This window comes from Quisquiliibacterium sp., from assembly GCF_982640115.1.
Genome location: NZ_CEXFHW010000006.1, coordinates 22,092 through 48,390 on the forward strand (window position 1 = coordinate 22,092; position 26,299 = coordinate 48,390).

General features: G+C 71.7%; 25 protein-coding genes. 19 read left to right on the forward strand and 6 right to left on the reverse strand.

Going from position 1 to position 26,299, the window contains the following annotated elements; genetic code table 11:
* The first annotated feature begins 8 nt into the window (after positions 1–8).
* The 5 genes from AC2H6A_RS01430 to AC2H6A_RS01450 all read left to right on the forward strand — a co-directional run bounded on the left by AC2H6A_RS01430 (position 9) and on the right by AC2H6A_RS01450 (position 4,998).
* Positions 9–767: a LytR/AlgR family response regulator transcription factor gene (locus tag AC2H6A_RS01430; protein WP_484271344.1), complete on the forward strand. Its 759-nt coding sequence runs from the start codon at positions 9–11 to the stop codon at positions 765–767.
* A gap of 36 nt (positions 768–803) precedes the next feature.
* Positions 804–1,763: a hydroxymethylbilane synthase gene (gene hemC, locus AC2H6A_RS01435; RefSeq protein ID WP_484271345.1), complete on the forward strand. Its 960-nt coding sequence runs from the start codon at positions 804–806 to the stop codon at positions 1,761–1,763.
* Positions 1,764–1,792: 29 nt separating this feature from the next.
* Positions 1,793–2,605, forward strand: coding sequence for a uroporphyrinogen-III synthase (locus AC2H6A_RS01440; protein WP_484271346.1), 813 nt, complete (start codon positions 1,793–1,795; stop codon positions 2,603–2,605).
* Positions 2,606–2,730: 125 nt separating this feature from the next.
* Complete coding sequence (locus tag AC2H6A_RS01445) at positions 2,731–3,783, forward strand: uroporphyrinogen-III C-methyltransferase (protein WP_484271347.1); 1,053 nt, start codon at positions 2,731–2,733, stop codon at positions 3,781–3,783.
* Positions 3,784–3,819: 36 nt separating this feature from the next.
* Positions 3,820–4,998: a heme biosynthesis HemY N-terminal domain-containing protein gene (locus tag AC2H6A_RS01450; RefSeq protein WP_484271348.1), complete on the forward strand. Its 1,179-nt coding sequence runs from the start codon at positions 3,820–3,822 to the stop codon at positions 4,996–4,998.
* Between the two features lie 104 nt (positions 4,999–5,102).
* Here the strand turns inward: AC2H6A_RS01450 and AC2H6A_RS01455 are convergent, their stop codons facing one another.
* A complete protein-coding gene (locus tag AC2H6A_RS01455) occupies positions 5,103–5,858 on the reverse strand; it encodes a glucose 1-dehydrogenase (RefSeq protein ID WP_484271349.1) in 756 nt (251 codons plus the stop codon).
* A 47-nt stretch (positions 5,859–5,905) separates the two neighbouring features.
* Positions 5,906–7,357, reverse strand: a complete 1,452-nt coding sequence (locus tag AC2H6A_RS01460; RefSeq protein WP_484271350.1) for an aldehyde dehydrogenase family protein — start codon at positions 7,355–7,357, stop codon at positions 5,906–5,908.
* Positions 7,358–7,425: 68 nt separating this feature from the next.
* Between AC2H6A_RS01460 and ppa the strand changes: the two genes are divergently transcribed.
* Positions 7,426–7,974 (forward strand): inorganic diphosphatase, encoded by a 549-nt coding sequence (gene ppa / locus AC2H6A_RS01465; RefSeq protein WP_484271351.1) that lies wholly within the window; start codon positions 7,426–7,428, stop codon positions 7,972–7,974.
* Here ppa and AC2H6A_RS01470 read toward each other — a convergent pair.
* Entirely contained in the window at positions 7,971–9,143 is a 1,173-nt protein-coding gene (locus AC2H6A_RS01470) for a GNAT family N-acetyltransferase (RefSeq protein WP_484271352.1), read from the reverse strand. The genes ppa and AC2H6A_RS01470 overlap by 4 nt on opposite strands.
* A 68-nt stretch (positions 9,144–9,211) precedes the next feature.
* Here AC2H6A_RS01470 and AC2H6A_RS01475 point away from each other — a divergent pair, with 68 nt between their 5' ends.
* From AC2H6A_RS01475 to AC2H6A_RS01495, 5 genes are all read left to right on the forward strand, one after another.
* The gene (locus tag AC2H6A_RS01475) at positions 9,212–10,837 is read left to right on the forward strand and encodes an NAD+ synthase (protein ID WP_484271353.1); all 1,626 of its coding nucleotides are present in this window, start codon (positions 9,212–9,214) and stop codon (positions 10,835–10,837) included.
* Between the two features lie 56 nt (positions 10,838–10,893).
* Complete coding sequence (locus tag AC2H6A_RS01480; RefSeq protein WP_484271354.1) at positions 10,894–11,232, forward strand: P-II family nitrogen regulator; 339 nt, start codon at positions 10,894–10,896, stop codon at positions 11,230–11,232.
* A 131-nt stretch (positions 11,233–11,363) separates the two neighbouring features.
* Complete coding sequence (locus AC2H6A_RS01485) at positions 11,364–12,323, forward strand: heme-dependent oxidative N-demethylase subunit alpha family protein (RefSeq protein ID WP_484271355.1); 960 nt, start codon at positions 11,364–11,366, stop codon at positions 12,321–12,323.
* Between the two features lie 7 nt (positions 12,324–12,330).
* Complete coding sequence (locus tag AC2H6A_RS01490) at positions 12,331–12,999, forward strand: nucleotidyltransferase family protein (RefSeq protein WP_484271356.1); 669 nt, start codon at positions 12,331–12,333, stop codon at positions 12,997–12,999.
* Positions 13,000–13,015: 16 nt separating this feature from the next.
* Entirely contained in the window at positions 13,016–14,266 is a 1,251-nt protein-coding gene (locus AC2H6A_RS01495; protein ID WP_484271357.1) for a BaiN/RdsA family NAD(P)/FAD-dependent oxidoreductase, read from the forward strand.
* 126 nt (positions 14,267–14,392) lie between these two features.
* On the opposite strand, the gene AC2H6A_RS01500 is transcribed toward AC2H6A_RS01495, so the two are convergent.
* Together AC2H6A_RS01500 and trxB are read right to left on the reverse strand one after the other, a co-directional pair.
* Entirely contained in the window at positions 14,393–15,022 is a 630-nt protein-coding gene (locus tag AC2H6A_RS01500; protein ID WP_484271358.1) for a Smr/MutS family protein, read from the reverse strand.
* A gap of 16 nt (positions 15,023–15,038) precedes the next feature.
* Positions 15,039–15,998: a thioredoxin-disulfide reductase gene (gene trxB / locus AC2H6A_RS01505; protein ID WP_484271359.1), complete on the reverse strand. Its 960-nt coding sequence runs from the start codon at positions 15,996–15,998 to the stop codon at positions 15,039–15,041.
* Positions 15,999–16,123: 125 nt separating this feature from the next.
* On the opposite strand from trxB, the gene AC2H6A_RS01510 reads away from it, so the two are divergent.
* The 6 genes from AC2H6A_RS01510 to AC2H6A_RS01535 are packed head-to-tail and all read left to right on the forward strand — an operon-like array spanning position 16,124 to position 23,669.
* On the forward strand, positions 16,124–16,798 hold the full coding sequence (locus AC2H6A_RS01510; RefSeq protein ID WP_484271360.1) for a Crp/Fnr family transcriptional regulator: 675 nt from the start codon (positions 16,124–16,126) through the stop codon (positions 16,796–16,798).
* A 13-nt stretch (positions 16,799–16,811) separates the two neighbouring features.
* Positions 16,812–19,268, forward strand: coding sequence for a DNA translocase FtsK (locus AC2H6A_RS01515; protein WP_484271361.1), 2,457 nt, complete (start codon positions 16,812–16,814; stop codon positions 19,266–19,268).
* A gap of 4 nt (positions 19,269–19,272) precedes the next feature.
* Positions 19,273–19,917 carry an outer membrane lipoprotein chaperone LolA gene (gene lolA / locus AC2H6A_RS01520; protein WP_484271362.1) on the forward strand — a complete coding sequence of 215 codons (645 nt, stop codon included), beginning with the start codon at positions 19,273–19,275 and terminating at the stop codon, positions 19,915–19,917.
* 1 nt (position 19,918) lies between these two features.
* Complete coding sequence (locus tag AC2H6A_RS01525; RefSeq protein WP_484271363.1) at positions 19,919–21,034, forward strand: DSD1 family PLP-dependent enzyme; 1,116 nt, start codon at positions 19,919–19,921, stop codon at positions 21,032–21,034.
* A 9-nt stretch (positions 21,035–21,043) separates the two neighbouring features.
* Positions 21,044–22,369, forward strand: coding sequence for an MFS transporter (locus AC2H6A_RS01530; protein WP_484271364.1), 1,326 nt, complete (start codon positions 21,044–21,046; stop codon positions 22,367–22,369).
* A gap of 1 nt (position 22,370) precedes the next feature.
* Positions 22,371–23,669, forward strand: a complete 1,299-nt coding sequence (locus AC2H6A_RS01535) for a replication-associated recombination protein A (protein WP_484271365.1) — start codon at positions 22,371–22,373, stop codon at positions 23,667–23,669.
* 34 nt (positions 23,670–23,703) lie between these two features.
* Here the strand turns inward: AC2H6A_RS01535 and AC2H6A_RS01540 are convergent, their stop codons facing one another.
* A complete protein-coding gene (locus AC2H6A_RS01540; RefSeq protein ID WP_484271366.1) occupies positions 23,704–24,588 on the reverse strand; it encodes an NAD(P)-dependent oxidoreductase in 885 nt (294 codons plus the stop codon).
* Between the two features lie 220 nt (positions 24,589–24,808).
* On the opposite strand from AC2H6A_RS01540, the gene AC2H6A_RS01545 reads away from it, so the two are divergent.
* Positions 24,809–26,044: an MFS transporter gene (locus AC2H6A_RS01545; protein WP_484271367.1), complete on the forward strand. Its 1,236-nt coding sequence runs from the start codon at positions 24,809–24,811 to the stop codon at positions 26,042–26,044.
* A 4-nt stretch (positions 26,045–26,048) separates the two neighbouring features.
* Positions 26,049–26,299, forward strand: a 251-nt coding sequence (locus AC2H6A_RS01550; RefSeq protein ID WP_484271368.1) for a hypothetical protein, incomplete at its 3' end; no start/stop codon positions are given.

The window sequence follows — 26,299 nt, forward strand, 5'->3', positions numbered from 1 at the left end:
ACGAGCCCGTGGCTCGCGCAAGGCTGCGCGAACTGCTGGCTGACCTCGCCCCCGAGTTTCCCCATCGCATCGTGGCCGAGGCCGCCAACGCGCCCGAGGCGCTCTCGCAGATCGACCTCTACAACCCTCAGCTGGTTCTGCTCGATGTGCAGATGCCCGGCATGACGGGCATCGAGCTGGCACGCCATGTGTCCGCCCGTGCCGCGGCCTCCGAGACCCCCAGGCCGATGCCGCTGGTGATCTTCGTGACCGCCTTCGAGGAGTTCGCGGTCGATGCCTTCGAGGTTCGGGCCATCGACTACCTGCTCAAGCCGGTGCGTGCGCAGCGCCTCCTCGAAGCGCTCAAGCGCGCGATGACCCGCCTGCCCGCCGACCAGATCCAGGCCATCGACCAGCTCGCGCGCGCGGCCAACATCCGGCGCCGGCACCTGAGCGTGCATGAGCGTGGCCGGGTGATCCTGGTGCCGCTCGACCAGGTGGTCTATCTCAAGGCCGAGCTCAAGTACATCACCGTGCGCACCCGCGAGCGCGAGTTCCTGATCGAAGAGTCGCTGACCTCGCTCGAGGAGGAGTTCATCGACCGATTCGTGCGCATCCACCGCAATGCGCTGGTCGCACGGCCCTCCATCGCCGGCTTCGAGCGGGTCACGCCCACGGGCGACGAGGAGGGCGGTGATCCCTACTGGCAGGTGGTGCTGCGTGACATCCCCGAGCGCCTGCCGGTCAGCCGGCGCCAGTGGTCCACCGTCAAGAACCTGGTCACCTGATCCCCTCGGGGCGCGACAGTCCTTCCCTGGTCTTCCATGCCATCTGCCAACCCTCCCGCTGCCGCGCCCGCCCGCCTCGTCATCGCCTCCCGTGAGAGCCGGCTGGCCATGTGGCAGGCCCGCCATGTGCAGGCGCTGCTCCAGGCCCGTTATCCCGGCACACAGGTGGACATCCATGGGCTGACCACCGAGGGCGACCGCATCCTCGACCGCGCGCTCTCCGAAATCGGTGGCAAGGGCCTGTTCACCAAGGAGCTCGAGGTTGCCCTGGCCGAGGGCAGGGCTGACCTCGCGGTGCACTCCCTCAAGGATGTGCCCATGGAGCTGCCGCCGGGCTTCATGCTGGCGGCGGTGCTCGAGCGCGAAGACCCGCGCGACGCCTTCGTGTCCACCCGGTATGCCGGCCTCGAGGCCATGCCTGCCGGTGCGCGGGTGGGTACCTCCAGCCTGCGCCGGGCGGCGCTCATTCGTCGCCGGTTTCCGGCCCTCGATGTGCAGCCCCTGCGCGGCAATCTCGATACCCGGCTCGCCAAGCTCGACCGCGGCGAGTACGGCGCCATCGTCCTGGCGGCCGCGGGCCTCAAGCGACTGGGCCTGGCCGATCGCATCCGCGCCATCGTGCCCGAGACGGCCAGCCTGCCGGCGGCCGGTCAGGGCGCGCTCGGCATCGAGTGCCTGAGTGCCCGCACCGATGTCGCCGGCTGGGTTCAGGCGCTGGCGCATCCGCCCACCTGGGCCCAGGTCAGCGCCGAGCGCATGCTCTCGCGCCTGCTCGGCGGCAGCTGCCGGGTGCCGCTGGCCGCCTACTGCGTGGCCCGCCCCGAAGGCGGGCTCAGGCTGCGGGCCTGCGTGGCCAGCACCGATGGCACCCAGCTGGTCGAGGCCGAGCGCAGCTGCACGGGCAATGACATCGACAGTGCCGAGACGCTCGGCCGCGAGGTGGCCGACCTGCTCACCGCGCAGGGCGCCCGCGCCCTGCTGCCTGCCCCGGCCTGAGCGCGACCGCGGGCGGGCGGGTGAGGGGCGTGCGGATAGTCCTCACCCAGCCGCAGCCGCGCTGCGCAGCGCTCGCGCAGGCGCTGCGCGCGCGCGGCCATGAGGTCGTGGCGCTGCCGGTCCGTCATCTGACGCCGCTGGCGGCGCAATCCCCCGCTGCCGAGGCGCTCGCCGCCAGCCGCGAAGCCGACTGGCTGATCTTCGTCAGTCCGGGTGCGGTCGAGGCCGCCCTGCCGGTGCTGCTTGCCCAGCCCGGCGGCTGGCAGCCGCGGGCCGGTCTGGCGATGATCGGACCGGGCACCGCGACGGCGTTGCGCGACCGGGGGCTCGATCCCGAGGCGCTGGCGCTCCGGTGGTGCCTGCCCGAGAGCCCGCCCTTCGATGCCGGTGCGCTGATCGCCCAGCCACCCTTCGATCGGCCGGCGGGCCTGCGCATGATGGTGCTGCGCGGCGAGCGCGGCCGCGACGACTGGATCGACACGCTGCGCGCTCGCGGCGCGCAGCTGAGCGTGGTGGCGGTGCATCAGGCAACGGCCCTGAGCCTGCCACGCGCCGATCTGAGCCGCGCCGCCGACTGGCTGGTCAGGCCGGCAGACGGTCCGCCGGCGGTGTTCGTGTTCACCGCGCGCGACGCGATCGAGCAGCTCGCCGAGGCCCTGCCGGAGGCGGGCAGGGCCTTGGCGCTGGCGCTCACGGTGCATCCCCGACTGGCCGAGGGGCTGCGGCAACGGGGCTGGGCCCGCGTGCGGCTGATCGAACCGGGTGAGGCCGGCCTGCTGGCCGCGTTAGAATCGGGAGCTCGGGAAGGCATCGACGCCGGCGGTTCGGCCCGGTCTTCCTGAATTCTTCGTCTCCTGCCTTGTCGCAAGCACCCGAGCCATCCCCGACGCCGACCGATCCGGTCGCCGGTCAGCCCGCGCCCGTCGCCGGCGGACCCGAGCCGGCCGCCCGCGTCGTGGCCTCGCCAGTGCTCTCCCGCGTCCTCGCCGGCCTGCGCGCCGGCCTGTCGCAGGCGCGTGCCCGCCCGGCGTGGATCGCGCTGGGGCTGGCGGTGCTCGCGTTGCTGCTGGTGCTCGTGCAATGGCAGCGTACCGGCGGCATCGCCCAGGAAGCGGCGCGGCGGCTGCAGAGCGCCGACGCACGGGCCGCGCAGCTCGACACCCAGCTGCGGCTCACCCAGGATCAGGCCCGCGATCTGCAGGCGCGCGCCGCCGTGCTCGAGGGCAAGCTCACGGAGGCCCTGGGCCGGCAGGCGCAGCTCGAGAGCCTCTATCGCAGCATCTCCCATGATTCGCTCGACTCGGTGCTGGCCGAGGTCGAGAACGCCCTCGCGATCGCCTCGCAGCAGCTGGTGGTGAGCGGCAATGTGCAGGGCGCGCTGGTGGCGCTCGCCGATGCCGACGGCCGCCTGGCGCGCATCCGCCAGCCGCAGGCGATCGGGCTGCGGCGTCTGCTGCAGCGGGACATCGATCGGCTGAAGGCGCTGCCCGCGGTCGATCTGGTGGGTCTGGCCCTGCGCCTGGACACCATCACGGCCGTCGTCGACCAGCTGCCGCTGATGGCCAGCGCCGCGCCGCCCGCGGCACGGGTGGCCGATCCCGCGCCGGCCCAGGCCGAGCGCCGGTTCAGCCTGGAGGGTCTGGCCTCCACCGGGCGGCGCGGCCTCGATGCGCTGCTCGCCGAGCTCTCGCAGCTCTTCCGGGTCAACCGCGCCGACACGCCCGATACCCTGCTGCTCGCCCCCGATCAGCAGTACTTCCTGCGCCAGAACCTGCGGCTGCTGCTGCTCTCGGTGCGGGTGTCGCTGCTGTCGCGCCTGGAGGCGGTCTATCGCAGCGACCTCGAACGGGCCCTGTCCTGGCTCGGCACCCACTACGACCGTGATCAGCGTTCGGTGGCCAATGCCATCGCGGCGCTGCGCCAGCTGCAGTCGGCACGCATCGCGCCCGACATCCCATCGCTGGGCGACACGCTGGCGGCGGTTCGCGCCGCGCGCACCGCCCTCGAGAACAATCCCTGACCGTCGACCGGTCGGGCTGCCTCACGGAACGCTGTCGTGCGCGCGATCATCTGGTCCCTGCTGCTGGTCAGCGCTGCGGTCGGTCTGGCGCTGCTGATGCGGGTCAACCATGGCAATGTCGCCATCTTCTGGCCGCCGTACCGGCTCGATGTCTCGGTCAACCTTGCGCTGGTGGTGCTGGTGGCCGGCTTCGCGGCCCTGCATCTGCTGCTGGTGGCCCTGGCCAACGCGCTCGATCTCCCGGCCCGGGTGCGCGAGTACCGTGAGCGCCGGCTGCGCGATGCCGCCGTGGTGGCCTTGCGCGAGTCGGTGCTGGCGCTCTACGAGGGCCGATTCGGCCGCGCCGAGCGGCTGGCTCAGCAGGCCCGCGATGATGAACGCCTTGCCGGCCCGGCGGCCCTGGTGGCGGCCCGCGCGGCGCATCGCATGCGCGAATTCGAGCGCCGAGACCGTTGGCTCGCGCTGGCCGAAACCGATCGCGGCACGCTGCATGCCGGTCTCATGTCGGGCGCTGAACTCGCCCTCGAAGAGCAGGATGCGGCCCGCGCCATCCATGGCATCGAGCGTCTGCATTCGCGCGGCATGCGGCACATCCATGCCCTGCGGGTGGCGCTGCGCGCCTACGAGCAGGCCGGCGACTGGCCCCGGGTGCTGCGGGTGCTGCGCCAGCTCGAAAAGCGCGATGTGCTGCATCCGGCGGCCATCCGCGGTCTGCGGGTGCGCGCCTGCCGCACCCTGATCGGCCTGCGTGGCGATGACGCCGAAGGCGTGCGCGCCTTCTGGCAGGAGCTGCGCGCCGAGGAGCGCGAACTGCCCGAGGTGGCCGAAGCGGCGGCGCTGGCCTTCGCCCGCGCGGGCGACGCGGCCTATGCCCGGCGCCTGCTCGAAAGCGCGCTCGCGGCCGGCTTCTCGGCCCGCCTGCTCCACGCCCATGCCGGGCTCACCGAAGTGCCTGCGCTCGAACGCCTGCAGCAGGCCGAGCGCTGGCGCGAGCAGCACGGCGATGATCCCGACATCACCCTTGCGCTGGGGCGTCTGTGCACGGCCGAGTCCCTCTGGGGCAAGGCGGCCGACTATCTCGGTCGCAGCCAGGCTGCGCGCGACGACCGTGCGGTGCGCCTCGCGCTGGCCGAGCTTGCCGAGCGCACGGGAGAGGCCGACGAGGCTGCCCGGCACTACCGAGCCGCGGCGCTCTGGCGAGCGCCCGCCGACTGAAGGCAGCCGGTCGGCATGGCCGTTGACGGTTTGCGGCTGCGCCGTCCGGTGGCGGTTGCGCGGCACCCGCCCCCCAGACGCAGCGGCCGCGCCGCAGCCCCGTCTCAGACGCAGCGGCCGCCGTCGACCTCCAGGCAGGCGCCGGTGATGAAGTCGGCGTCATCCGAGACCAGGAACAGCGCGGCATTGGCGATGTCGCGCGGCTGCGAGAAGCGGCCCAGCGGAATGCTGCTGACGAAGCGGGCCCGGATCTCGGGCGTATCCTCGCCCATGAAGGTGGCCAGCAGCGGCGTCTCGCCAGCCACCGGGTTGATCACATTGACCCGGATGCCGAAGGGCGCAAGCTCCACGGCCATCGCCTTGGAGGTGACGATCGCCGCCCCCTTGCTGCCGTTGTACCAGACCAGTCCCGGCCGCGGCCGCACGCCGGCGGTGGAGGCGATGGTCAGAAACACGCCGCCGCCGCGTTCCTTGAAGTACGGGGTCATCACCCGCGCGCTCCAGTACAGGCTCTTCACATTGACCCGGTAGACGCGGTCGAACTCGTCTTCCTCGACGGTGAGCAGCGACTGGTTGCGGTGCGACACACCGGCGTTGTTCACCATGATGTGCAGCTCGCCCCAGGCCTTGAGCGTGGCCTCGAGCAGGCCGCGCATGTCGTCGCCGCTGGCGACATCGGCCCGCACGAAGCAGGCCTGCCCGCCCTCGGCGCGGATGGCTGCGGCCACCCGCTCGCCGTTGGCGACATCGACATCGTTGACCACCACGCGCGCGCCCTCGCGGGCGAATGTCCGGGCGATGCCTTCACCGAAGCCGGAGCCGGCACCAGTGACGATCGCGACCTTGCTGCTGAGTCTCATGGGCAATCCTTGATCGGAAGGGAAACCGGCGGCCAGCCGCCGGCGGGTCAGTCGTGGCGGATGGCCACGGTCTTGAGGGCGGTGAAGCCGTAGAGCGCCTCGAAGCCTTTCTCGCGGCCGTGGCCGCTTGCGCCCACCCCGCCGAAGGGCAGCTCGACGCCGCCGCCGGCGCCGTAATTGTTGATGAAGACCTGGCCGGCGCGCAGCGCCCGCGCCAGTCGCAGCTGGCGGGCGCCATCGCGGGTCCAGATCCCGGCCACCAGCCCGTAGCGGGTGGCGTTGGCCAGGGCCAGCGCCTGCGCCTCGTCGGCAAAGGGCGTGACCACCAGCACCGGCCCGAAGATCTCCTCCTGGAAGAGCCGGTTGTTGGCCGGCACCCGGTCGAGCAGCACCGGCGCCTGGTAGAAGCCGCCGGCAGGCGCGCTCTCGACCACCGTGCCCTGGGCGGCCACGCTCAGGCCGCTGCTCTGGGCGTCGGACAGGAAGTCCCATACCCGCTGCAGTTGCCGGCGCGAGACCAGCGGACCGAGGTCGAGGTCGGCGTGGGCCGGACCGGCACGCAGGGCGGCGAAGCGCTGCGCGAGGCGCTCCACCAGGGTTTCGTGCAGCGACTGGTGCACCAGCACCCGGCTGCCCGCGGAGCAGGTCTGACCGGCGTTCTGGATGATGGCGGCCACGAGCACCGGCAGCGCGGCATCGAGATCGGCATCCTCGAACACCAGTTGCGGCGACTTGCCGCCGAGCTCGAGCGTGACCGGGCAGTGATGCTGGGCCGCGGCCTGGGCCACCTTGCGGCCGGTGGTGGTCGAGCCGGTGAACGAGAGGTGGTCGACGCCCGGGTGCTCGGCCAGCGCCTGGCCGGCCTCGGCGCCCAGCCCGGTGACGATGTTCAGCGCGCCGGCCGGCAGACCGGCCTGGGCGGCGAGCTCGGCCACCCGCAGCAGCGACAGGCAGGCATCCTCGGCGGGCTTGACCACGCAGGCGTTCCCGGTGGCCAGGGCCGCGCCCACCGAACGCCCGAAGATCTGCATGGGGTAGTTCCAGGGAATGATGTGGCCGGTGACCCCGTGCGGCTCGCGCACCGTGAGCACGGTGTAGCCCGGCTGGTAGGGAATGGTCTGGCCATGCAGCTTGTCGGCCGCGCCGGCGTAGTACTCGAAGTAGCGCGCCAGCGCGCCGGCATCGGCGCGGGCCTGGCCGATCGGCTTGCCGGTGTCGAGGGATTCGATCTGGGCCAGCGATTCCCGCTCCGATTCCACCACCGCCGCCAGGCGCAGCAGCAGCCGGGAGCGTGTGGCGGGTGCCATCCGGCCCCACTCGCCGTCGGCAGCGCGCCTTGCCGCACCCACGGCCAGATCGATGTCGGCGGCCTGGCCGCGGGCGATGCTGCCGCAGGTCTGGCCGGTGGAGGGATCGATCACCGGCAGGGTCTCGCCGCTCACGGCGGCGCGCCGCTGGTTGTCGATGAGGTGCTGGCCGTGGAGGGTGTCTGGGGTCATGGCGGATTCGGGTGGTTGGGCGGGCGGGTTATCATGCCCGGTTGAGCACATCTGAGCGGAGCCCTGCCATGAATCTCGATCGGGTCGATTCCGGCCGCGACATCCCCAACGACTTCAACGTGATCATCGAGATCCCGATGGCGGCCGACCCGATCAAGTACGAGGTCGACAAGCAGACCGGGGCGCTGTTCGTGGACCGGTTCATGATGACCTCCATGCACTACCCCTGCAATTACGGCTACATCCCGCACACCATCGCCGATGACGGCGATCCGGTGGATGTGCTGGTGATCACGCCCTTTCCGGTGGCGGTGGGCGCGGTGATCCGCTGCCGCGCCCTCGGTGTGCTGCGCATGGAGGACGAGGCGGGCGGCGATTCCAAGCTGCTGGCGGTGCCGATCGACCGGATCCTGCCCATCTACAAGCACTGGCGCAAGCACGATGACCTCGCACCGGAGCGCCTGGCCACCATCCAGCACTTCTTCGAGCATTACAAGGACCTCGAGGCCGGCAAGTGGGTCAAGGTGCTGGGCTGGGGCGGTCCCGAGGAAGCCCACGCCGAGATCATGAACGGCGTGCGCGCCTACCGGCGCGCCGACGAGAAGCCGCGGTTCTAGCCGGCGCTGCCCGTCGGGTTTCCGGCGCGGCCGAACGGCGAACGCTCGTTCAGTTCGTCGAGATACGCATCCACCATCGAACCCTCGCGGGCCAGGAATCGCTCCACGGCGTCGGCAAAGGCCGGCTCGCGCAGCCAGTGCGCCGACCGGGTGGCCACCGGCAGGAAGCCACGGGCCATCTTGTGCTCGCCCTGGGCGCCGCCCTCGATCACCCCGATGCCCAGTTCGATGGCGGCCTCGATCGCCTGGTAGTAGGCGCACTCGAAGTGCAGGAAGGGCGCGGGTGCCACCGCGCCCCAGTAGCGGCCGTACAGGCGATCGCGGCTGCGCATCAGCAGGCTGGCGGCGATCGGCTCGCCGGCCCGCTCGGCCACCGCCATGACCAGTGCCTCGGGCATCAGCCGTCCGAGGGTCTGGAAGAACGCCAGGTTCAGGTAGGGTGAGGAGCCGTGCGCCTGGTAGGTGGACTGGTAGCAGCGATCGAAGAAGCGCCAGTGCGCGTCGGTGATCGCCGCGCCCGTCAGCCGGCGCAGGGTGATGCCCTGCTCGGCCACCTTGCGTCGTTCGGCCCGGATCTTCTTGCGCTTGGGCTGCGAGAGCGCCGCGAGGAAATCGTCGAAGCAGCGATAGCCGTGGTTGTGCCAATGGAACTGCACCGCCTGACGCACCAGACAGCCTGCCTGCGCGAGCAGCGCCGCCTCGGCCTCGTCGGGAAAGAGCACATGCAGCGACGACAGCCGCGAGCCGCGGGCGTGGGCCATCAGCGCCTCGGCCACGGCCTGGCGAGCAGGGGCATCGCGGCCGAGCAGGCGCGGCCCGGTCACCGGCGTGAAGGGGATGGCGCCGAGCAGCTTGGGGAAGTAGCGCAGGCCGTGCCGCTCGTAGGCGTCGGCCCAGGCCCAGTCGAACACGTACTCGCCCCAGGAGTGGGTCTTGCGATAGAGCGGGGTGGCGCCTGCCAGCCGGCCGTCGGGGCTGAACAGGGCCAGGTGGCAGGGCGTCCAGCCGGTGCCCGGGCCCACGCAGCCGGTGGCCTCGAGCGCGCCCAGGAAGGCGTGCCGCACGAAGGGCGGAGGGTCGGGTGGCAGCAGCGCATCCCACTGCGCGGCATCGACTTCGTCAATGCCGGCCAGCAGGCGCGTGCGATAATCAGGCGAGTGGACGCTCATGGGGGGCACAGCTCCCGGCCACCGATTCCCCGCTGTTCCTTGCGACCCGTTCCAGGCACACCCGCTCCATGACCGTTCTCATCGCGGCCGCGCAACTCAATCAGATCGTCGGTGATTTCAGCGGCAATGCCGGCCGCATCATCGAGGCCGCCCGCGCCGCCGCGGCGCAGGGCGCGCGGCTGCTGCTCACGCCCGAGCTCTCGTTGTGCGGCTATCCGCCGGAAGACCTGCTGCTGCGCGACTCATTCTATGCCAGCGCCGAGGCTGCGCTGGACCGAATCCTCGCCGAGTGCCAGGACCTCGATCTGCACCTGGTGGTCGGTGCGCCGCTGCGCCGCGAGGGTGCTCGGCGCAATGCCGCGCTGGTGCTGCATCGCGGCCGCGTGGTGGGCGAGTACCACAAGCGCGAGCTGCCCAACTACGATGTCTTCGACGAGCAGCGTTACTTCCAGCCCGGCGTCCAGCCGCTGGTGTTCGCAGTCGATGGCGTGCGGTTCGGGGTGGTCATCTGCGAAGACTTCTGGTTCGCCGCTGCCCCGCAGGCCGCGCGTCAGGCTGGCGCCGAGGCGCTGCTGGTGCTCAATGCCTCCCCCTACCACCTCGAGAAGCAGCACCTGCGGCTCGATGTGGCGCGCGCCCATGTCAGCGCGCAGGGCATGCCCATGATCGCCGCCAACCTGGTGGGCGGTCAGGACGAACTGGTGTTCGACGGCTTTTCCTTCGCGCTGGGCCGCAGCGGCGAACTCGCCGCGCAGGCGAAGGGTTTCGAGCCCGACCTGCTGATGGTCGGCATCACCGGCGGCGCGGGCGAGCCCGCCGACGCCATGCCCGGCCGCTGCGAGCCGGTGGCTTCCCTGGAGGCGCAGGTCTACCAGGCACTGGTGCTCGGTGTGCGCGACTACCTCGGCAAGAACGGCTTTCCGGGCGCGCTCATCGGTCTTTCGGGCGGGGTGGACTCCGCCCTGGTGCTGGCTGTGGCGGTCGATGCGCTGGGCGCCGACCGGGTGCGCGCCGTGATGATGCCCTCGCGCTACACCGCCGACATCTCCTGGATCGATGCCCGCGACATGGCCGCGCGGCTGGGCGTGCGCTACGACGAGATCCCGATCGCGCCGGTGTTCGATGCCTTCCTCGGCACCCTGGCCACGGAATTCGCCGGTCGCCAGCCTGATGCCACCGAGGAGAACATCCAGGCGCGCATCCGCGGCACCCTGCTCATGGCGCTGTCGAACAAGCATGGTTCCATCGTGCTCACCACCGGCAACAAGAGCGAGATGGCGGTGGGCTACTGCACCCTGTACGGCGACATGGCCGGCGGCTTCGCGGTCATCAAGGACATCGCCAAGACCCTGGTCTACCGGTTGTGCGCCTACCGCAACGGGGTTTCGCCGGTGATTCCGGAGCGGATCATCACCCGGCCGCCCAGCGCCGAGTTGCGCCCGGATCAGAAAGACCAGGATTCGCTTCCCGAGTACGACATCCTCGACGGCATCATGCGGATGTACATGGAGGAAGACCGCAGCAGCGACGACATCCTCGCGGCAGGCTACCCGCGTGAGGCGGTCGAGCGGGTGGTGCGGCTGATCCGGGTCAACGAGTACAAGCGGCGTCAGGCGCCGGTGGGCATCCGGGTCACCCGTCGCGCGTTCGGCCGCGACTGGCGCTATCCGATCACCTCCCGGTTCCGCGACTGATCCGCGGGCAGGCACCAACAGGCGGCGGCAGTCCGTCGGCTCAACAGGAGACAGCCATGAAGAGAATCACCGCGATCATCAAGCCCTTCAAGCTCGACGAGGTCCGCGAGGCGCTGGCCGAGATCGGCGTGAGCGGCCTCACCGTCACCGAGTGCAAGGGCTTTGGCCGCCAGAAGGGCCATACCGAGCTCTATCGTGGCGCCGAGTACGTGGTTGATTTCCTGCCCAAGGTCAAGATCGAAGTCATCGTGGCTGACGGCTCGGTCGAGCCGGCGATCGATGCGGTCTGCAAGGCGGCGCGCACCGGCCGTATCGGCGACGGCAAGATCTTCGTCTCCAACGTCGAAGAGGTGATCCGCATTCGCACCGGCGAGACCGGCGAGGCTGCGGTCTGATCCCTTCCGGCCCGGCAGCTGCCTGCGGCCTTGCGGACAGCCCCGCATCCCGGGCATGGCCGGTGCCCCCGACCGGCCCGTCCTCATCGCGGATCTCGCCGGCAGGCCCGGCCACCGGCGGCTGGCCCTGCGTGGGCCACCAGCCATTCCCGTTTCCGGTCACCGCGCCCTTCCGGGTCGCGCCCGACCTCGTCCGCCTGGAAGGGCCGCTGCTGGTTGCCGATGAGCACTACCCGCACGCGGCGCGGCTGAAGCTCGCCCACCTTGATCATCCGGCGCGGCCGCTCGCAGCGTGCTGGGATGCCGAGGGCATCGCGCCACGGGTGGTCAGCGCGATCTGGCAGGCGGCCACCCGACTGGCCGAAGCCCACCCCGATCTGCTCGCGCGCTCACCCGATGCAGCCAGTGCCGAGCCCGCCGAGGAGCTGCGCATCCTGCGCGCCGGCCTCGCCCTGCGGCGCGCCGACCAGGCGGTGCGCGCCCTGTGCGCGCAGGCCGAGCCGCTGGCGCAGCGGCTTGCCGGGTTCGATCCCGCCCGGCGCTGCCTTGCCGCCCTCTCGCTGGGGTTGCAGGAGGACCTGGTGCTGATGGGCCGCGACGGCGTGGCCGATGACGATCTGCGTGCGCTCGCCCTCTCGGTGGTCTTCCCCAGCGGTTGGGACCCGCTCACGCGGCTGGGGCTGCCGCTGCGCGCCATCCATGGCCCGGTGGCCGATGGCGAGCGCCTGCGGCAGGCTTCATCCGCGTTGTCGCAGGCCATGCTCGCCAAGGGACCCTTCCTGCGTTTCATCTGGACTCTCGCCCCCGACGACCGGCTTGCCCGATGGCCGGGGGAGGGGGAGCCGCTCGATCCCGCGGGGCCGGTGGCCGGACTGTGGCTGCGCTGCGAGCGACAGGTCACGCTGCCGCTGCCTGCCTTCGAGGCGAGCCTCTTTCTCATCCGCGTGATGAATGCGCCGCTCGCGACGGTGGCCCACGACGCCACGCGTCGCGCCTTGCTGGTGGCGAGCCTGCGCTCGATGAGCGACGCGGTGGTGGCCTACAAGGGCATCGGTGCGGCCCGCGAGCGGGTGCTCGCGGCCTGGGGCTGAGCCGGGCATGGACGCGGTTTCCCCCACCCCCGGGCAGGCCGGTGCGCTGCCGCGGCTGGCGGCGGTGCTGCTGGCGGCCGGCGAGTCCCGACGCATGGGCGGGCCGAACAAGCTGATGATCGAACTCGACGGCGAGCCGCTGGTTCGCCGCACGGCGCGCACGCTTCTGGCGGCCGGATTCGATCCGGTGCTGGTGGTGCTCGGCCATGCGCCCGAGCGCATCCGTCCGCTGCTCGACGGGCTGCCCTTGCGCCTGATCGAAAACCCGGCCTGGCAGGAGGGCCAGCAGGGCTCGGTGCGGGCGGGGCTGGCGGCGCTTGCGCCGGTGCTGGCCACCGGGACGCATGCCGGAGTGGCGGTGGCGCTCTCCGATCTGCCGCTGCTGCAGCCCGCCCACCTGCGCGAGCTCGCGCAGGCCTTCGCCGGTCGCGGCGCGGCCCGCTGCCTGGTGCCGCGCCACGCGGGCGAACGCGGCAACCCGGTGCTCTTCGAGGCATCCCTCATGCCCGAACTTCTCGCCGAACCGGGCGGCCCGCGTGACTGGATCGCATCGCATGCCGGGGCGGTGTCCCGGTTCGAGGCCGCGCATCCCGGCTTCACCACCGACCTCGACACCCTGGCCGATGTCGCAACCCTGAAGGCCATGCCCGGGGCGCCGCGCATCCGCCTGCCCTGAGCGCGGCACGCCGATCATGAGCGACATCGATGTCCTGGTTCTCGGCGCGGGCGCGGCCGGCCTGTTCTGCGCCGGGGTGGCAGCGCGCCGGGGCCTGCGGGTGATGGTGCTCGACCACAGCCCTGATCCCGGCGAGAAGATCCGCATCTCGGGCGGTGGCCGCTGCAATTTCACCAATGTCGATGCCGGCCTGCCCGAGCGCTACCAGAGCAGCGACCGCGGCTTCGCCCGGCATGCGCTGCGCGCCTATCCGCCCGCCGAGTTCATCGCGCTGGTTCGGGCCCATCGCATCGCCTTCCACGAGAAGCACCGCGGCCAGCTCTTCTGCGACGGGCCGGCCACGCAGATCGTGGCCATGCTGCGCGCGCAGGCCGATGCCGGTGGCGTGCGCTGGCGGCTGGGCTGCACGGCGGGCACCATCGAGACGCTTGCCGACGATCCCGTCGGTGCGCGCTTCCGGGTGGAGACCGCCGCCGGGGCGGTGCGCTGCGCCTCGCTGGTGGTGGCCACCGGTGGGCTTTCCATCCCGAAGATCGGTGCCACCGACATCGGCCACCGCATCGCCCGCCGCTTCGGGCACCGGGTGGTCGAGCCCCGGCCGGCCCTCGTGCCGCTCACCTTCGCGCCCGAGCAATGGGCGCCCTGGTCGGGGCTGGCCGGGGTCTCGCAGGCGGTGGGCATCCGCTGCCCGGCCGCGCCCGACAGCCCGGCCTTCCTCGAGGATCTGCTCTTCACCCATCGCGGCCTGTCGGGCCCGGCGGTGCTGCAGGCCTCGACCTTCTGGCGTCCCGGCGAACCGCTGGAGATTGATCTCGCTCCCGACACCGAAGGCATGGACCTGCTCGGCTGGCTGCGCGGCAATCGCGAACATACCCGCGGCCAGCTCGCCACGGTGCTGGCGCAGCGATTGCCGAAGCGGGTGGTCGCGCAGTGGTTGAACGATCTTGCACGGTCGCATCCGCGCTTCACCCCGCAGGCCCGCCTGGCCGAGCTTGGCAACCGCGACCTGCAGGCCCTGGCCGATGCGCTACGCCGCTGGACGCTGGCGCCCACCGGCTCGGAGGGCTGGCGCAAGGCCGAGGTCACGGTCGGCGGCGTGGCCACCGCCGAACTCGACCCGCGCAGCCTGCAGTCGCGGCGTCAGCCGGGTCTGCACTTCATCGGGGAGGTGGTGGATGTGACCGGCTGGCTGGGCGGTTACAACTTCCAGTGGGCCTGGGCCTCGGGGCATGGCGCAGGCCGGGCCGCGAGCGGCCTGCGGGGCTGAGCCGCCGCCGTCCGGGCGATCGCCGCGGGAGCGCGGCCTTCCGGGTTGTGCCGAAGGCGCGCAGTCTCCCCTCGCCGAGCATCCGGCGCTCGGCCGCCCCGTTGGCAAGGATCGGGCGCGTGGCGTTCAGCCGCCGCGCAGCAGCACCAGCAGCGCGCCCGCGCCGCCGTCATTGGGGCGCGCCTGGCAGAAGGCCAGCACCTCGTCGCGCTGCACCAGCCAGCGCAGCACCTTGCCCTTGAGCACCGGCTCGCGGGCGACCGATCCGAGCCCCTTGCCATGGATCACCCGCAGGCAGCGCCGCTGCTCGCGCACGGCCTGGGCCAGGAACTCGGCGAGCGCAACGCGGGCCTCGTCCACCCGCTTGCCGTGAAGGTCGATCTGGCCCTGCACCGTCCACTGCCCGCGGCGCAGCCGGCGCACGACATCGGTGCCCACGCCCTCGCGGCGGTAGGAGAGGTTCTCATCGGTGTCGAGCAGACGCTCGATGTCGATCTCGTCGGACATCGACTGGGCGAGCGCCAGCCGCTCGTCGGCCTCGCGCTGCAGCGGCCGGGGGGCCACCGGCTCGCGCACGGCCACCGCGCGCGGTGCGGGCCTGAGCGGCACCGCGTCGGCCATGGCCTCGCGAAAGACCGCCGCTTCGCGGGCGAGCCGGGCCTGTTCGCGGCGGCGCGCCTCCCGCGCCTCGGCCTCGTCTCGGGCCTGCTGCGCGAGCCGCTCGCGCAGCGCCGCCAGCTCGCTGAACTGCTTCATGACGCGCCGCGAGCCCTCAGTGGCCTTCCTGGGCCTCGAGGTAGCGCTGGGCGTCGAGGGCGGCCATGCAACCGGTGGCCGCACTGGTGATCGCCTGACGGTAGACATGGTCCTGCACATCGCCGGCCGCGAACACGCCCGGCACGCTGGTGGCGGTGGCCTGGCCCTGCAGTCCGCTGCGGGTGACGATGTAGCCGTTGGCCATCTCGAGCTGGCCGGCGAAGATGCCTGTGTTGGGCGTGTGGCCGATGGCCACGAACACGCCCTGCAGCGCGATGTCGCTCAGGCCGCCGTCGCGGGCATCGCGCAGACGCGCGCCGGTGACGCCGCTGGCATCGCCGAGCACCTCGTGCAGTTCGCTGTGCCAGCGGATCTCGACATTGCCGCCGCGGGTCTTTTCCATCAGCTTGTCGATCATGATCGGCTCGGCGCGGAACCGGTCACGCCGATGCACCACCGTGACCTTGCGGGCGATGTTCGACAGGTACAGCGCCTCTTCGACCGCGGTGTTGCCGCCGCCGATCACGCAGACATCCTGGCCGCGGTAGAAGAAGCCGTCGCAGGTGGCGCAGGCCGACACGCCCTTGCCCATGAAGGCCTCCTCGGAGGGCAGCCCGAGATAGCGCGCCGAGGCGCCGGTGGCGATGATCAGCGCATCGGCGGTGTACTCGCCGGAATCGCCCACCAGCCGCACCGGCCGCTCGTCGAGATGCGCCGTGTGGATCTGGTCGAAGATCATCTCGGTGCCGAAGCGCTCGGCATGGGCCTGGAAGCGGGCCATGAGATCGGGGCCCTGAACGCCCTGCGCGTCGGCCGGCCAGTTGTCGACCTCGGTGGTGGTCATCAGCTGGCCACCCTGGGCGATACCGGTGATCAGCACCGGCTTCAGATTGGCGCGGGCGGCATACACCGCGGCGGTGTAGCCGGCGGGGCCAGAGCCGAGAATGAGAAGGCGATGGTGGCTGGGCGCTGGCATGGGTTCTCGATCCGTTGTAAAAATTTCAACAAATCATCAACTTAGGCGGATTTATTGAAGTAGGGGTTTCTGAATTGCTCGCAGATGGTGCAAAATTATAGGGTTTCTCAGGATCCGAGGTGGTCATGGCGCATGAAGAAAACAAGGCGTTCCTCAGACGGGTGCCGCTCTTCTCGAGCCTCACCGAGGCGCAGCTCGAGGGCGTGGCTGCCGGCAGCGCTCGTCGCAGCTACCCGCGAGGTCGCACCATCGTGGCCGAGGGCGAGGCATCGCAGTCGATGTACATCCTGCTCGCCGGCCGCGCCAAGGTGCAGCGCTCCGACTCCGAGGGCAAGGAGGTCATCCTGGCGGTGATCGGCGCGGGCGAGTTCTTTGGCGAGATGAGTCTCATCGATGACGCGCCGCGCTCGGCCAGCGTCATCACGCTGGAAACCTGCGAGTTCATGGCGGTGGGCAAGGACACCTTCAAGACCATCCTCATGCAGAGTCCCGAGCTGTGCATGGCGGTCATGCGAGGGCTGGTGCGTCGCCTGCGCGAGGCCGACATGAAGATCGAGACCCTGGCCCTGCTCGATGTCTACGGGCGTGTGGCGCGGGTGCTTCTCGATTTCTCCGAACTGGTCAACGGCGAGCGCGTGGTGCGCAACAAGCTGCCGCGCCAGGAGATCGCCAAGATGATCGGCGCCTCGCGCGAGATGGTGTCGCGGGTGATGAAGGGGCTCGAGATCGACGGCTACATCGTGCCCATGGCGGGCGGGCAGTTGGTGCTGCGCGAGAAGCTGAGCACCTACATCAGCTGAGGCTTGCGCCGGCATGTCCCGTCTCGCCGCAGCCGCCACCGCCGCGCGCCGTCCGCCGGCGCCGCTGCCGCTGCCGCCGATCGCGCTGGCGCTGCCCGAGCGGGCGCGCCGGCTGCTGCGCGAGGCCCGCTGGATCGCCACCGTCGCCGGTGCGGCCCTGCTCGCGCTCATCCTGTTCACCTATGACCGGGTCGATCCCGGCTGGTCCCATGCGGTCTCGGGGCAGGCCGTGGTCAATGCCGGGGGCCGGGTCGGGGCCTGGTGCGCCGATCTGCTCTTCTATCTCTTCGGCGTTTCCGCCTACCTCTTCGTGGCGCTGCTCGGCCTGCTGGTGTGGCGCGACTGGCGTCGTCTGCGCGAGCCGCTGCCCCCGGCGCCGCCGGCGGCGCTCACGGCGGCCGGCCGCCGCAGCCTGCGCCTGTCGCCGCGCGCGCCCGCTGCCACCGAGGGGGGGCAGGACGGTGCATCGCGCTTTCCCTGGGAGCGCTGGAGCGGCTTTCTGCTGCTGCTGCTGGGCTGCGCCTCGCTCGAGTCGGTGCGGCTGCATTCCCTGACGATGGCCTTGCCGCTCGCCCCGGGCGGGCTCTTCGGGCGACTGCTCGGCGATCCGGTGATCACGCATCTCGGCGCGGTCGGTGGCACCCTGCTGCTGCTGGCCATGATCGCCACCGGCCTCAGTCTCTGGACCGGGCTGTCCTGGATCCAGGCTGCCGAGTCGGTGGGCACGGTGCTCGAGACCGCCTGGCTGCGCGCGGCCGGTGCGATCGCGGCACGCCGCGACCGGCGCATCGGCGAGGTGGCCGCCGAAGCCCGCGAGGAGCAGGTCGAGGAGCTGCGCCGCATCATCCAGGAAGACCCCGAGCCGGTGCGCATCGAGCCCGCCGCGCCGCCGATCGAACCCTCGGTGCGCGCCAGCGCCGAGCGTCAGGTGCCGCTCTTCTTCGACCTGCCGGCCGACACCCAGCTGCCGGCGCTCTCGCTGCTCGACCCGCCGCCGGTGCTGCAGGAGTCGGTGCCGGCCGATACGCTCGAATACACCTCGCGGCTCATCGAGAAGAAGCTCGCCGACTTCAATGTCGCCGCGCGCGTGGTGGCCGCCTATCCCGGCCCGGTGATCACCCGCTACGAGATCGAGCCGGCCACCGGGGTCAAGGGAAGTCAGGTGGTCAACCTGGCCAAGGACCTGGCCCGCGCGCTCTCGCTGGTGTCGCTGCGGGTGGTCGAGACCATCCCGGGCAAGAACCTCATGGGCCTGGAACTGCCCAATCCGCGACGCCAGCCGGTGCGGCTCTCCGAGATCCTCGGCTCGCAGGTCTATGCCGAGAGCACCTCGGCAGTCACGCTGGCGCTGGGCAAGGACATCGCCGGCCATCCGGTGTGCGCCGACCTCGCCCGCATGCCGCACCTGCTGGTGGCCGGTACCACCGGCTCGGGCAAGTCGGTGGGCATCAACGCCATGCTGCTGTCGCTGCTCTACAAGAGCGACCCCTCCGATGTGCGCATGATCCTCATCGACCCGAAGATGCTCGAGATGAGCTCCTACGAGGGCATTCCGCATCTGCTCGCGCCGGTGGTCACCGACATGAAGCACGCCGGCAACGCGCTCAACTGGTGCGTGGCCGAGATGGAGCGTCGCTACCGCCTGCTGAGCAAGCTCGGCGTGCGCAACCTCTCGGGCTACAACGCGCGCATCGCCGAGGCCGAGAAGCGCGAGACACCCATCGCCAATCCGTTCTCGCTCACGCCCGACGCGCCCGAGCCGCTCGGCCGGTTGCCGCAGATCGTGGTCGTGATCGACGAACTGGCCGATCTGATGATGGTGGTCGGCAAGAAGGTCGAGGAACTCATCGCCCGGCTTGCCCAGAAGGCGCGCGCCGCCGGCATCCACCTCATCCTGGCCACCCAGCGGCCCTCGGTCGATGTCATCACCGGCCTGATCAAGGCCAACATCCCCACCCGCATCGCCTTCCAGGTGTCCTCCAAGATCGACTCGCGCACCATCCTTGACCAGATGGGCGCCGAGTCGCTGCTCGGCCAGGGCGACATGCTCTACCTCATGCCCGGTGGTGGCGTGCCGGTGCGCGTGCATGGCGCCTTCGTCAGCGACGAGGAGGTGCAGAAGGTGGTCGCGCACTGGAAGTCGCTGGGCGAGCCGCAGTATGTCGAGGGCGTGCTCGAGGGCGGCGTGCCCGCCGAGGCCGACACCGGCAGCGCGGTCGGCTTCGGCGGCCTGCAGCAGACCCTGTCGGAGGCCGGCGTCGATGGCGAGTCCGATGCCATGTACGACCAGGCGGTGGCGGTGGTGGTGCAGCACAAGCGTGCCTCCATCTCGCTGGTGCAGCGGCACCTGCGCATCGGCTACAACCGCGCCGCCCGTCTGCTTGAGCAGATGGAGAAGGCCGGCCTCGTCTCGGCCATGGCCACCAACGGCAACCGCGACATCCTCGTTCCCAAACGCGACGAGTCCTGAGGCCATGGCCCGGCTCCTGCGCGCGCGGCGCCGCCTGCTCGCCGGTCTGGCAGCCGGCCTGGCCACCTTCGCGGCCGGGCGCGCTGCGGCGGCCGACAACGCACTCACCCAGTTGCGCGCCTTCATCGCGGGCACGCAGTCGGCGCGCGGCGCCTTCACCCAGCGCACCGCGCGCAGTGGCGGCGGCGTCGAGACGGTCACCGGGGTGTTCGCCTTCCAGCGGCCCGGCCGCTTCCGATGGGAAGTGCGCAAACCCTATGACCAGCTGCTGGTCGCCGACGGCGAGAAGCTGCACTTCCTCGATCGCGACCTCAACCAGGTCACGGTGCGTCGGCTGGGCGACGCGGTGGGCGCCAGCCCGGCCGCGCTGCTCTTCGGCGGCCCGGAGCTCGACCGCGCCTTCACGCTGAGCGAGAGCGGTGCGCGTGACGGCCTCGACTGGGTGCTGGCGGTGCCGCGCAGCCGCGAGGCCGGCTTCGATCGCATCCTGATCGGCCTGCGCGCCGGCCAGCCCGAGCAGATGGAGGTGCGCGATGCGTTCGGGCGCACCACCGTGTTCGCGTTCTCGGCGCTGGAGCGCAATCCGCGCCTGGAGGCCGATCTCTTCCGGTTCACCGCGCCGCGCGGTGCCGATGTCGTGGAGCAGTGAGATGCAGGCACCCGCCCGGGTCGGTGACCCGATCGCCGCCGTGGACACCCCCGCGCTGATGCTCGATCTCGATGCGTTCGAGGCCAACCTGCGGGCGGTGCACGCGTCGGTTGCGGCCAGCGGGCTGGCGCTGCGTGCCCATGGCAAGGCCCACAAGTGCGTGGAGATCGCCCGCCGGCAGGTGGCGGCCGGGGCGGTGGGCGTGTGCTGCCAGAAGGTGGCCGAGGCCGAGGTCTTCGTGGCCGGCGGCATCCGGGATGTGCTGGTCAGCAACCAGGTGATCGGCGCAGGCAAGCTGCGCCGCCTTGCGCGCCTGTCGCAACGGGCGCTGATCGGGGTGTGCGTGGACCACCCGCAGCAGGTGCGGGCATTGGCCGACGCGCTGGCTCAGGAGGGCGGCTGCATCGATGTGCTGATCGAGGTCGATGTCGGCGGCGGCCGCTGTGGTGTGATCGGCGAGGCGGCGGTGCTCGAGCTGGCGGCGCTGGTGGCGGCGCACGCACCGGCGCTGCGGCTGCGCGGTCTGCAGGCCTATCACGGCCGCGCCCAGCACCGGCGTACGCCCGAGGAACGGCGCGAGGCGATCGCCGCGGCAGCGGCGGCAGCTGCCGCTGCCCGCGACGCGCTGCGCGCGGCCGGCCATGACTGTCCGGTGATCACCGGTGCCGGCACCGGCACCTATCCGCTGGAGGCGGCCACCGGGGTCTACACCGAGGTGCAGCCCGGTTCGTATGTGCTGATGGATGCCGACTACTTTGCCAACCAGCCCGATCCGCAGGCGCCAGCGCTGCGCCAGGCCCTCACCTTGCACTGCCAGGTGATCAGCGAGCGCCCCGGCCAGGTGGTGCTCGATGCCGGCCTGAAGGCCTTCTCGGTGGACTCGGGCCTGCCGGTGCCGCTGGCCGAGGGCTGGCGCGCGGTGTCGATCTCCGATGAGCATCTGGTGCTGCGCCCGAGCGCTGATGGCGCCCGCGCGACGCTGAGGCTTGGCGACACCCTGCAGGTGGTGCCCGGCCACTGCGACCCCACCGTCAACCTGCACGACCATCTGGTGGCGCATCGCGCCGGCCGGGTCGAGGCGGTGTGGCCGGTGGACGCGCGCGGCGCGCTCACCTGAGCGGCCGGCATGTCGGCGCCCGCCCAGGCGGTGATCGGCGCGGCGGCTCCCGGCGACGCCAGCCGCGAGCGCGCCACCATCGCGCTGGTGGGCCTGGCCCACGGCAGCTCGCACTTCTTCCATCTCACCCTGGCGCCGCTCTTCCCCTGGCTGAAGGACGCGTTCGCGCTGAGCTATGCCGAACTCGGCCTGCTGGTGACGGTCTTCTTCGTGGTCTCGGCGGTGGGGCAGGCGCTGTCGGGCTTCCTGGTCGATCGCGTCGGCGCCTGGCCGGTGATGATGGCGGCGCTGGCCACCTTCGTGCTGGCCGCGCTGGTGCTGGCCGGGGCCTCGGGCTATGCCGGCCTGATGGCCGGCGCGGTGCTCTGCGGCGTGGGCAACGCGCCCTTCCATCCGGTGGACTACTCCATCCTCAATGCCCGGGTGGGGCCCACGCGGCTGGGCAAGGCCTACGCGGTGCACGGGGTGAGCGGTTCGCTCGGCTGGGCCGCGGCGCCGGCGCTGCTGGCCGGCACCGCGCAGTGGCTGGGCTGGCGCGCGGCCTTCGTCTGCGCGGCGCTGGTGGCATTGGCCGTGCTCGCTGCGGTGTGGCGCTGGCGCGTGCTCATGCAAGGGGTGGGCGGTGTGTCGCGTGCGGCTGATCCGCAGCCCGTGGGCGGCGCGGCGCCCGGGGCGGCCCCGGCCATCGCCGATGCCTCCTCGGCCGGGCCGCTGCGGCCGGCTTCCGGCGCGCTCGACGGCACCTTCGCTTTCCTGCGCCTGCCCGCGGTCTGGATGAGCTTCGGCTTCTTCTTCGCGTGGTCGGCCGCGCTCGGTGGCGTGCTCACCTTCGGCCCGGAGGCGGCGCGCCAGCTCCACGCGCTGCCAGTGGGCTGGGTGGCCTCCTGCGTCACGGTCTTCATGCTGGGCAGCGCGGCGGGCATGCTCGCCGGCGGCATGCTGCTCACCCGCCCCGAGCGCGCGCCGCAGGTGGTGGCCGTGTCGCTCGGCGTCTCGGCCTTGCTGGCGCTGCTGGTGGGCCTCACCGACTGGCCAGCCTGGACCGTGCCGGTGCTGTTCGCGCTGATGGGTCTGGGCATGGGCCTGGCCGGGCCCTCGCGTGATCTGCTGGTCAAGCGCGCCACGCCGGCGGGCGCCACCGGTCGGGTCTACGGCATGGTCTACTCCGGCCTGGACATCGGCATGTCGCTGAGCCCCTCGCTCTTCGGCCTGATGATGGACGCCGGCCGCTTCGGACTGGTGTGGGCGGGCATCGCGGCTTTTCAGCTGCTGCTGATCGGCAGCGCGCTGAACATCGGCCACCTCACCGGGCGCGCCGCGCCACGGGCGGCCTGAGATGCTGCCCGGACCCGCCGCCCCCCTGGCCGAGCGCCTGCGGCCTCGCCATCTCGATGAGGTGGTTGGCCAGGCGCATCTGCTCGGGCCGGGCAAGCCGCTGCGGGTGGCCTTCGAATCGCGACGGCCGCATTCCATGATCCTCTGGGGCCCGCCGGGCGTGGGCAAGACCACGCTCGCCCGGCTGATGGCCGAGGGCTTCGAGGCGCAGTTCATCCCCATCTCCGCGGTGCTGGGCGGCGTGAAGGACATCCGCGAGGCGGTGGCCCAGGCCGAGGTGGCGGCCGGGCAGGGCCGTCGCAGCATCGTCTTCGTCGACGAGGTCCACCGCTTCAACAAGGCGCAGCAGGATGCCTTCCTGCCGCATGTGGAAAGCGGGCTGTTCGTGTTCGTGGGCGCCACCACCGAGAACCCGTCCTTCGAGGTGAATGGGGCGCTGCTCTCGCGCGCCCGTGTGCATGTGCTGCAGCCGGTGGATGCCGCTGCGCTCACGGTGCTTTTCGACCGTGCGCTAGCCCGTCTGGCCGCCGATGGCCAGGCCGCGCCTGCGGTGGCCGCCGATGCCCGTGACCGGCTGGTGGCCTGGGCTGACGGCGATGCGCGCCGGCTGCTCAATGCCATCGAACTGGTGGCCGACACCGCCGCGACCCAGGGCATCACCCGCGTGGATGTGCCCGCCCTCGAGCAGATGCTCTCGCAGAGCCTGCGCCGCTTCGACAAGGGCGGCGACGCCTTCTACGACCAGATCTCGGCCCTGCACAAGTCGGTGCGCGGCTCGCATCCCGACGCCTCGCTCTACTGGCTCACCCGCATGCTCGATGGCGGCGCCGATCCGCGCTACCTGGCGCGCCGGCTGGTGCGCATGGCGATCGAGGACATCGGCCTGGCCGACCCGCGGGCGCTGCGCCTGGCGCTCGATGCGGCCGAGGTCTACGAGCGTCTGGGCTCGCCCGAGGGCGAGCTGGCGCTCGCGCAGGCGGTCATCTATCTGGCCTGCGCCGCCAAGTCGAATGCCGCCTATGTGGCCTACAACCAGGCCCGCGACTTCGTCGGCCGTCACGGTTCCGACCCGGTGCCGCCGCATCTGCGCAATGCGCCCACGAAGCTGATGAAATCGCTCGGCCACGGCCGCGACTACCGCTACGCGCATGACGAGCCGCATGGTTACGCCGCCGGCGCGAACTACATGCCCGAGGGCCTGGCCGAGCCCGCGCTCTACCGGCCCACCGATCGCGGCCTGGAGAGCCGGATCGGCGAGAAGCTGCGCTGGCTGCGCTCGCTGGACGAGCCGCCGGGCTGAGGCCTGCACCGGCCCGATGCCGCCGCGACGGTGATCAGCCCCCGATCAGGCGGCTGATCACCGGGTGATACCGGTCGCCGTCGCCGGCCGCGATGGCGCGCCCGAACCACGCGTCCACCAGCTGCGCGGCCCTGGCGTCCACGCCCTCGGCGGCGGCCAGTTCGAGCGCATAGCGCAGGTCCTTGCGGGCATAGGCCACCGAGAAGGCCCGCTCGGGGAAGTCGCCTGGCACCATCGCCTTCATGCCGTGGTTGCGCAGCGCGAAGCTGTCGGCCGACCCCTTGGACAGCACCTCGAAGAGCCGGTCGACCGGCACGCCAGCGCGCTCGCCGATCGCCTTGGCCTCGGACAGCGCGACCACGGTCTCGAACAGGATCATGTTGTTCAGGATCTTGACCACCTGGCCACAGCCCACCGGCCCGCACAGCGAGATCTCGGTGGCGAAGGCGGCGATCAGCGGGCGCAGCCGCTCGAAATCGGCCGGCTCGGAGCCGACCATCACCGACAGCGTGCCGGCCTCGGCTGCGGCGCGGGTGCGGGCCACCGGCGCATCGACCAGCAGCGCGCCGCGGGCCGCGAACTCGGCGGCCAGGGTCCGGGTCATGGCCACCGCCGAGGTGCTGAGATCGACCACCACCTGCCCGGGGCGCGCCAGCGCGAGCAGGCCCTGCGGCTGGCGCGACACCGCCTCGACCACCTCGCCCGAGGGCAGCGACAGGAAGATCAGATCGGCGGCCGCGGCCACCTCGGCCACCGACGCCGCGCTGTTCACGCCCTCGGCGGCCAGGCGGGCGAGCGGGCCAGGATCGGGATCGAATCCGGTCACCGGCAGGCCGGTCTTGCGGGCGAGATTGCGGCAGATGGGCTCGCCCATCACGCCCAGGCCGATGAAGCCGATGCGTTCGAAACGGTCGCTCATGAGGCGGATTCCGGAGGGTGGTGTGTCGCGCATGGTGCACCGGCGGCGCGGCGCCGCGCCGTGGCCGACGGTGGCGCGCCGCGTCGCGCGTCTCGTTCCGCCGGCCGCTGCACGAGCGTCGTCGCGCCGGGTTTCAGCGCCCGACACCATCCGCCCGCACGGGCCAGCGGCAGTGACACCGGCATGCGCCTCGGGCGGTCGGGCGGCGTACCATCGGTCCATGCAATCCCTGCTCGTGCTGCGCCCGGTCGCTCCCATTCTGCTCGGCGCCGCGCTGATGCTCACCCTGATCATGGGTCTGCGCCAGAGCATCGGCCTGTTCGTGCCGCCGGCGGTGCGTGACCTGTCCATCACGGTGGCCGATTTCACCCTGGCCATCGCCATCCAGAACCTCGCCTGGGGCGTGCTGCAGCCGTTCGCCGGCGCCTGGGCGGCCCGCGTCGGCTTTCGCCCGGTGCTGATGGTTGGCGGCCTGTCCTTCGTGCTCGGTCTGGCCACGCTGGCCACTGCCACCGGCATCGGCGGGGTGGTGGTGGGCGCGGGTCTGCTCATCGGGCTGGCCCTGGCCTGCAGCGGTTCGGGCATGGCCAATGCCGTGGCCTCGCGTCCGGTGCCCGCGGCGCTGCGCAGCACGGTGCTGGGCCTGGTCTCGGCGGTGGGCTCGCTCGGCGCCATGATCTCTGCGCCGATCGGACAGTCGCTCTCGCTCGCCTTCGGCTGGCGCGCCGGCGTGTTCGGCTTCGTGCTGATCGCGCTGGCCATCCTGCCCATGGCCTGGCTGGCCGGCCGGGTTGACGCCCTGCCGCCGCCGGCGGCCGGTGGCGCCGCGGGCCGTGCCGGCAGCGCGCGCGAGGCGGCCCGCATCGCGCTGCGCTACCGGCCCTTCCTCGTCATGTCGCTGGCCTACTGCGTGTGCGGGCTGCAGCTGGTGTTCCTCACCACGCACCTGCCCTCGTACATCGCCTTCTGCGGTCTCGATCCCATGCTCGGGGCGCAGGCCCTGGCCATGATCGGCGCCTTCAACATCGCCGGCAGCCTGTTCTTCGGCTGGGCCGGCGGTCGCTGGTCCAAGGGCGCACTGCTCGGGGGGCTGTACATCGCACGCTCGCTGGTGCTGGCCTGGTACTTCGGGTCCACACCCACCGCCGGCGGCACCCTGGTGTTCGCCGGGCTCATGGGCTTCCTGTGGCTGGGCGTGAGCCCGCTGGTGTCCGGCCTGGTGGCCGAGATGTTCGGGCTGCGCTGGCAGGCCATGATCCAGGGTCTGGCCTTCACCAGCCACCAGCTCGGCAGCGCGGTGGGTGCCTTCGGCGGTGGCTGGCTCTTCGACGCCTTTGGCAACTACCAGCTCGCCTGGCAGATCGGCGTGGGCATGGGCCTCACCATGGGCACCATCCAGCTCATCTCGGGGCTGGGTCAGCGACCGCCACCGGCGGTGCCTGCGCCGGCGGGCTAGCCGCATGGCGGGCCCTTCGGTCCGGGACTTCGCGATCGTCGGCGGCTTCGAGGCGATCGTCCGCGGCACCACCCTGTCGGTGTTCCCGCTGGTGCTCTACCGCCTCTCGCAGGATGCGGTCGCGGTCTCGCAGGTCTATCTCGCGGTGGGGGTGTGCTCGCTGCTGACCGTGCTCGCCATGCCCTTGCTGGCGCGCCGGGTGGCGCGGCGCTGGCTGCACAGCCTCGCCGTCGGCCTGCACCTGCTCGCGGCGGT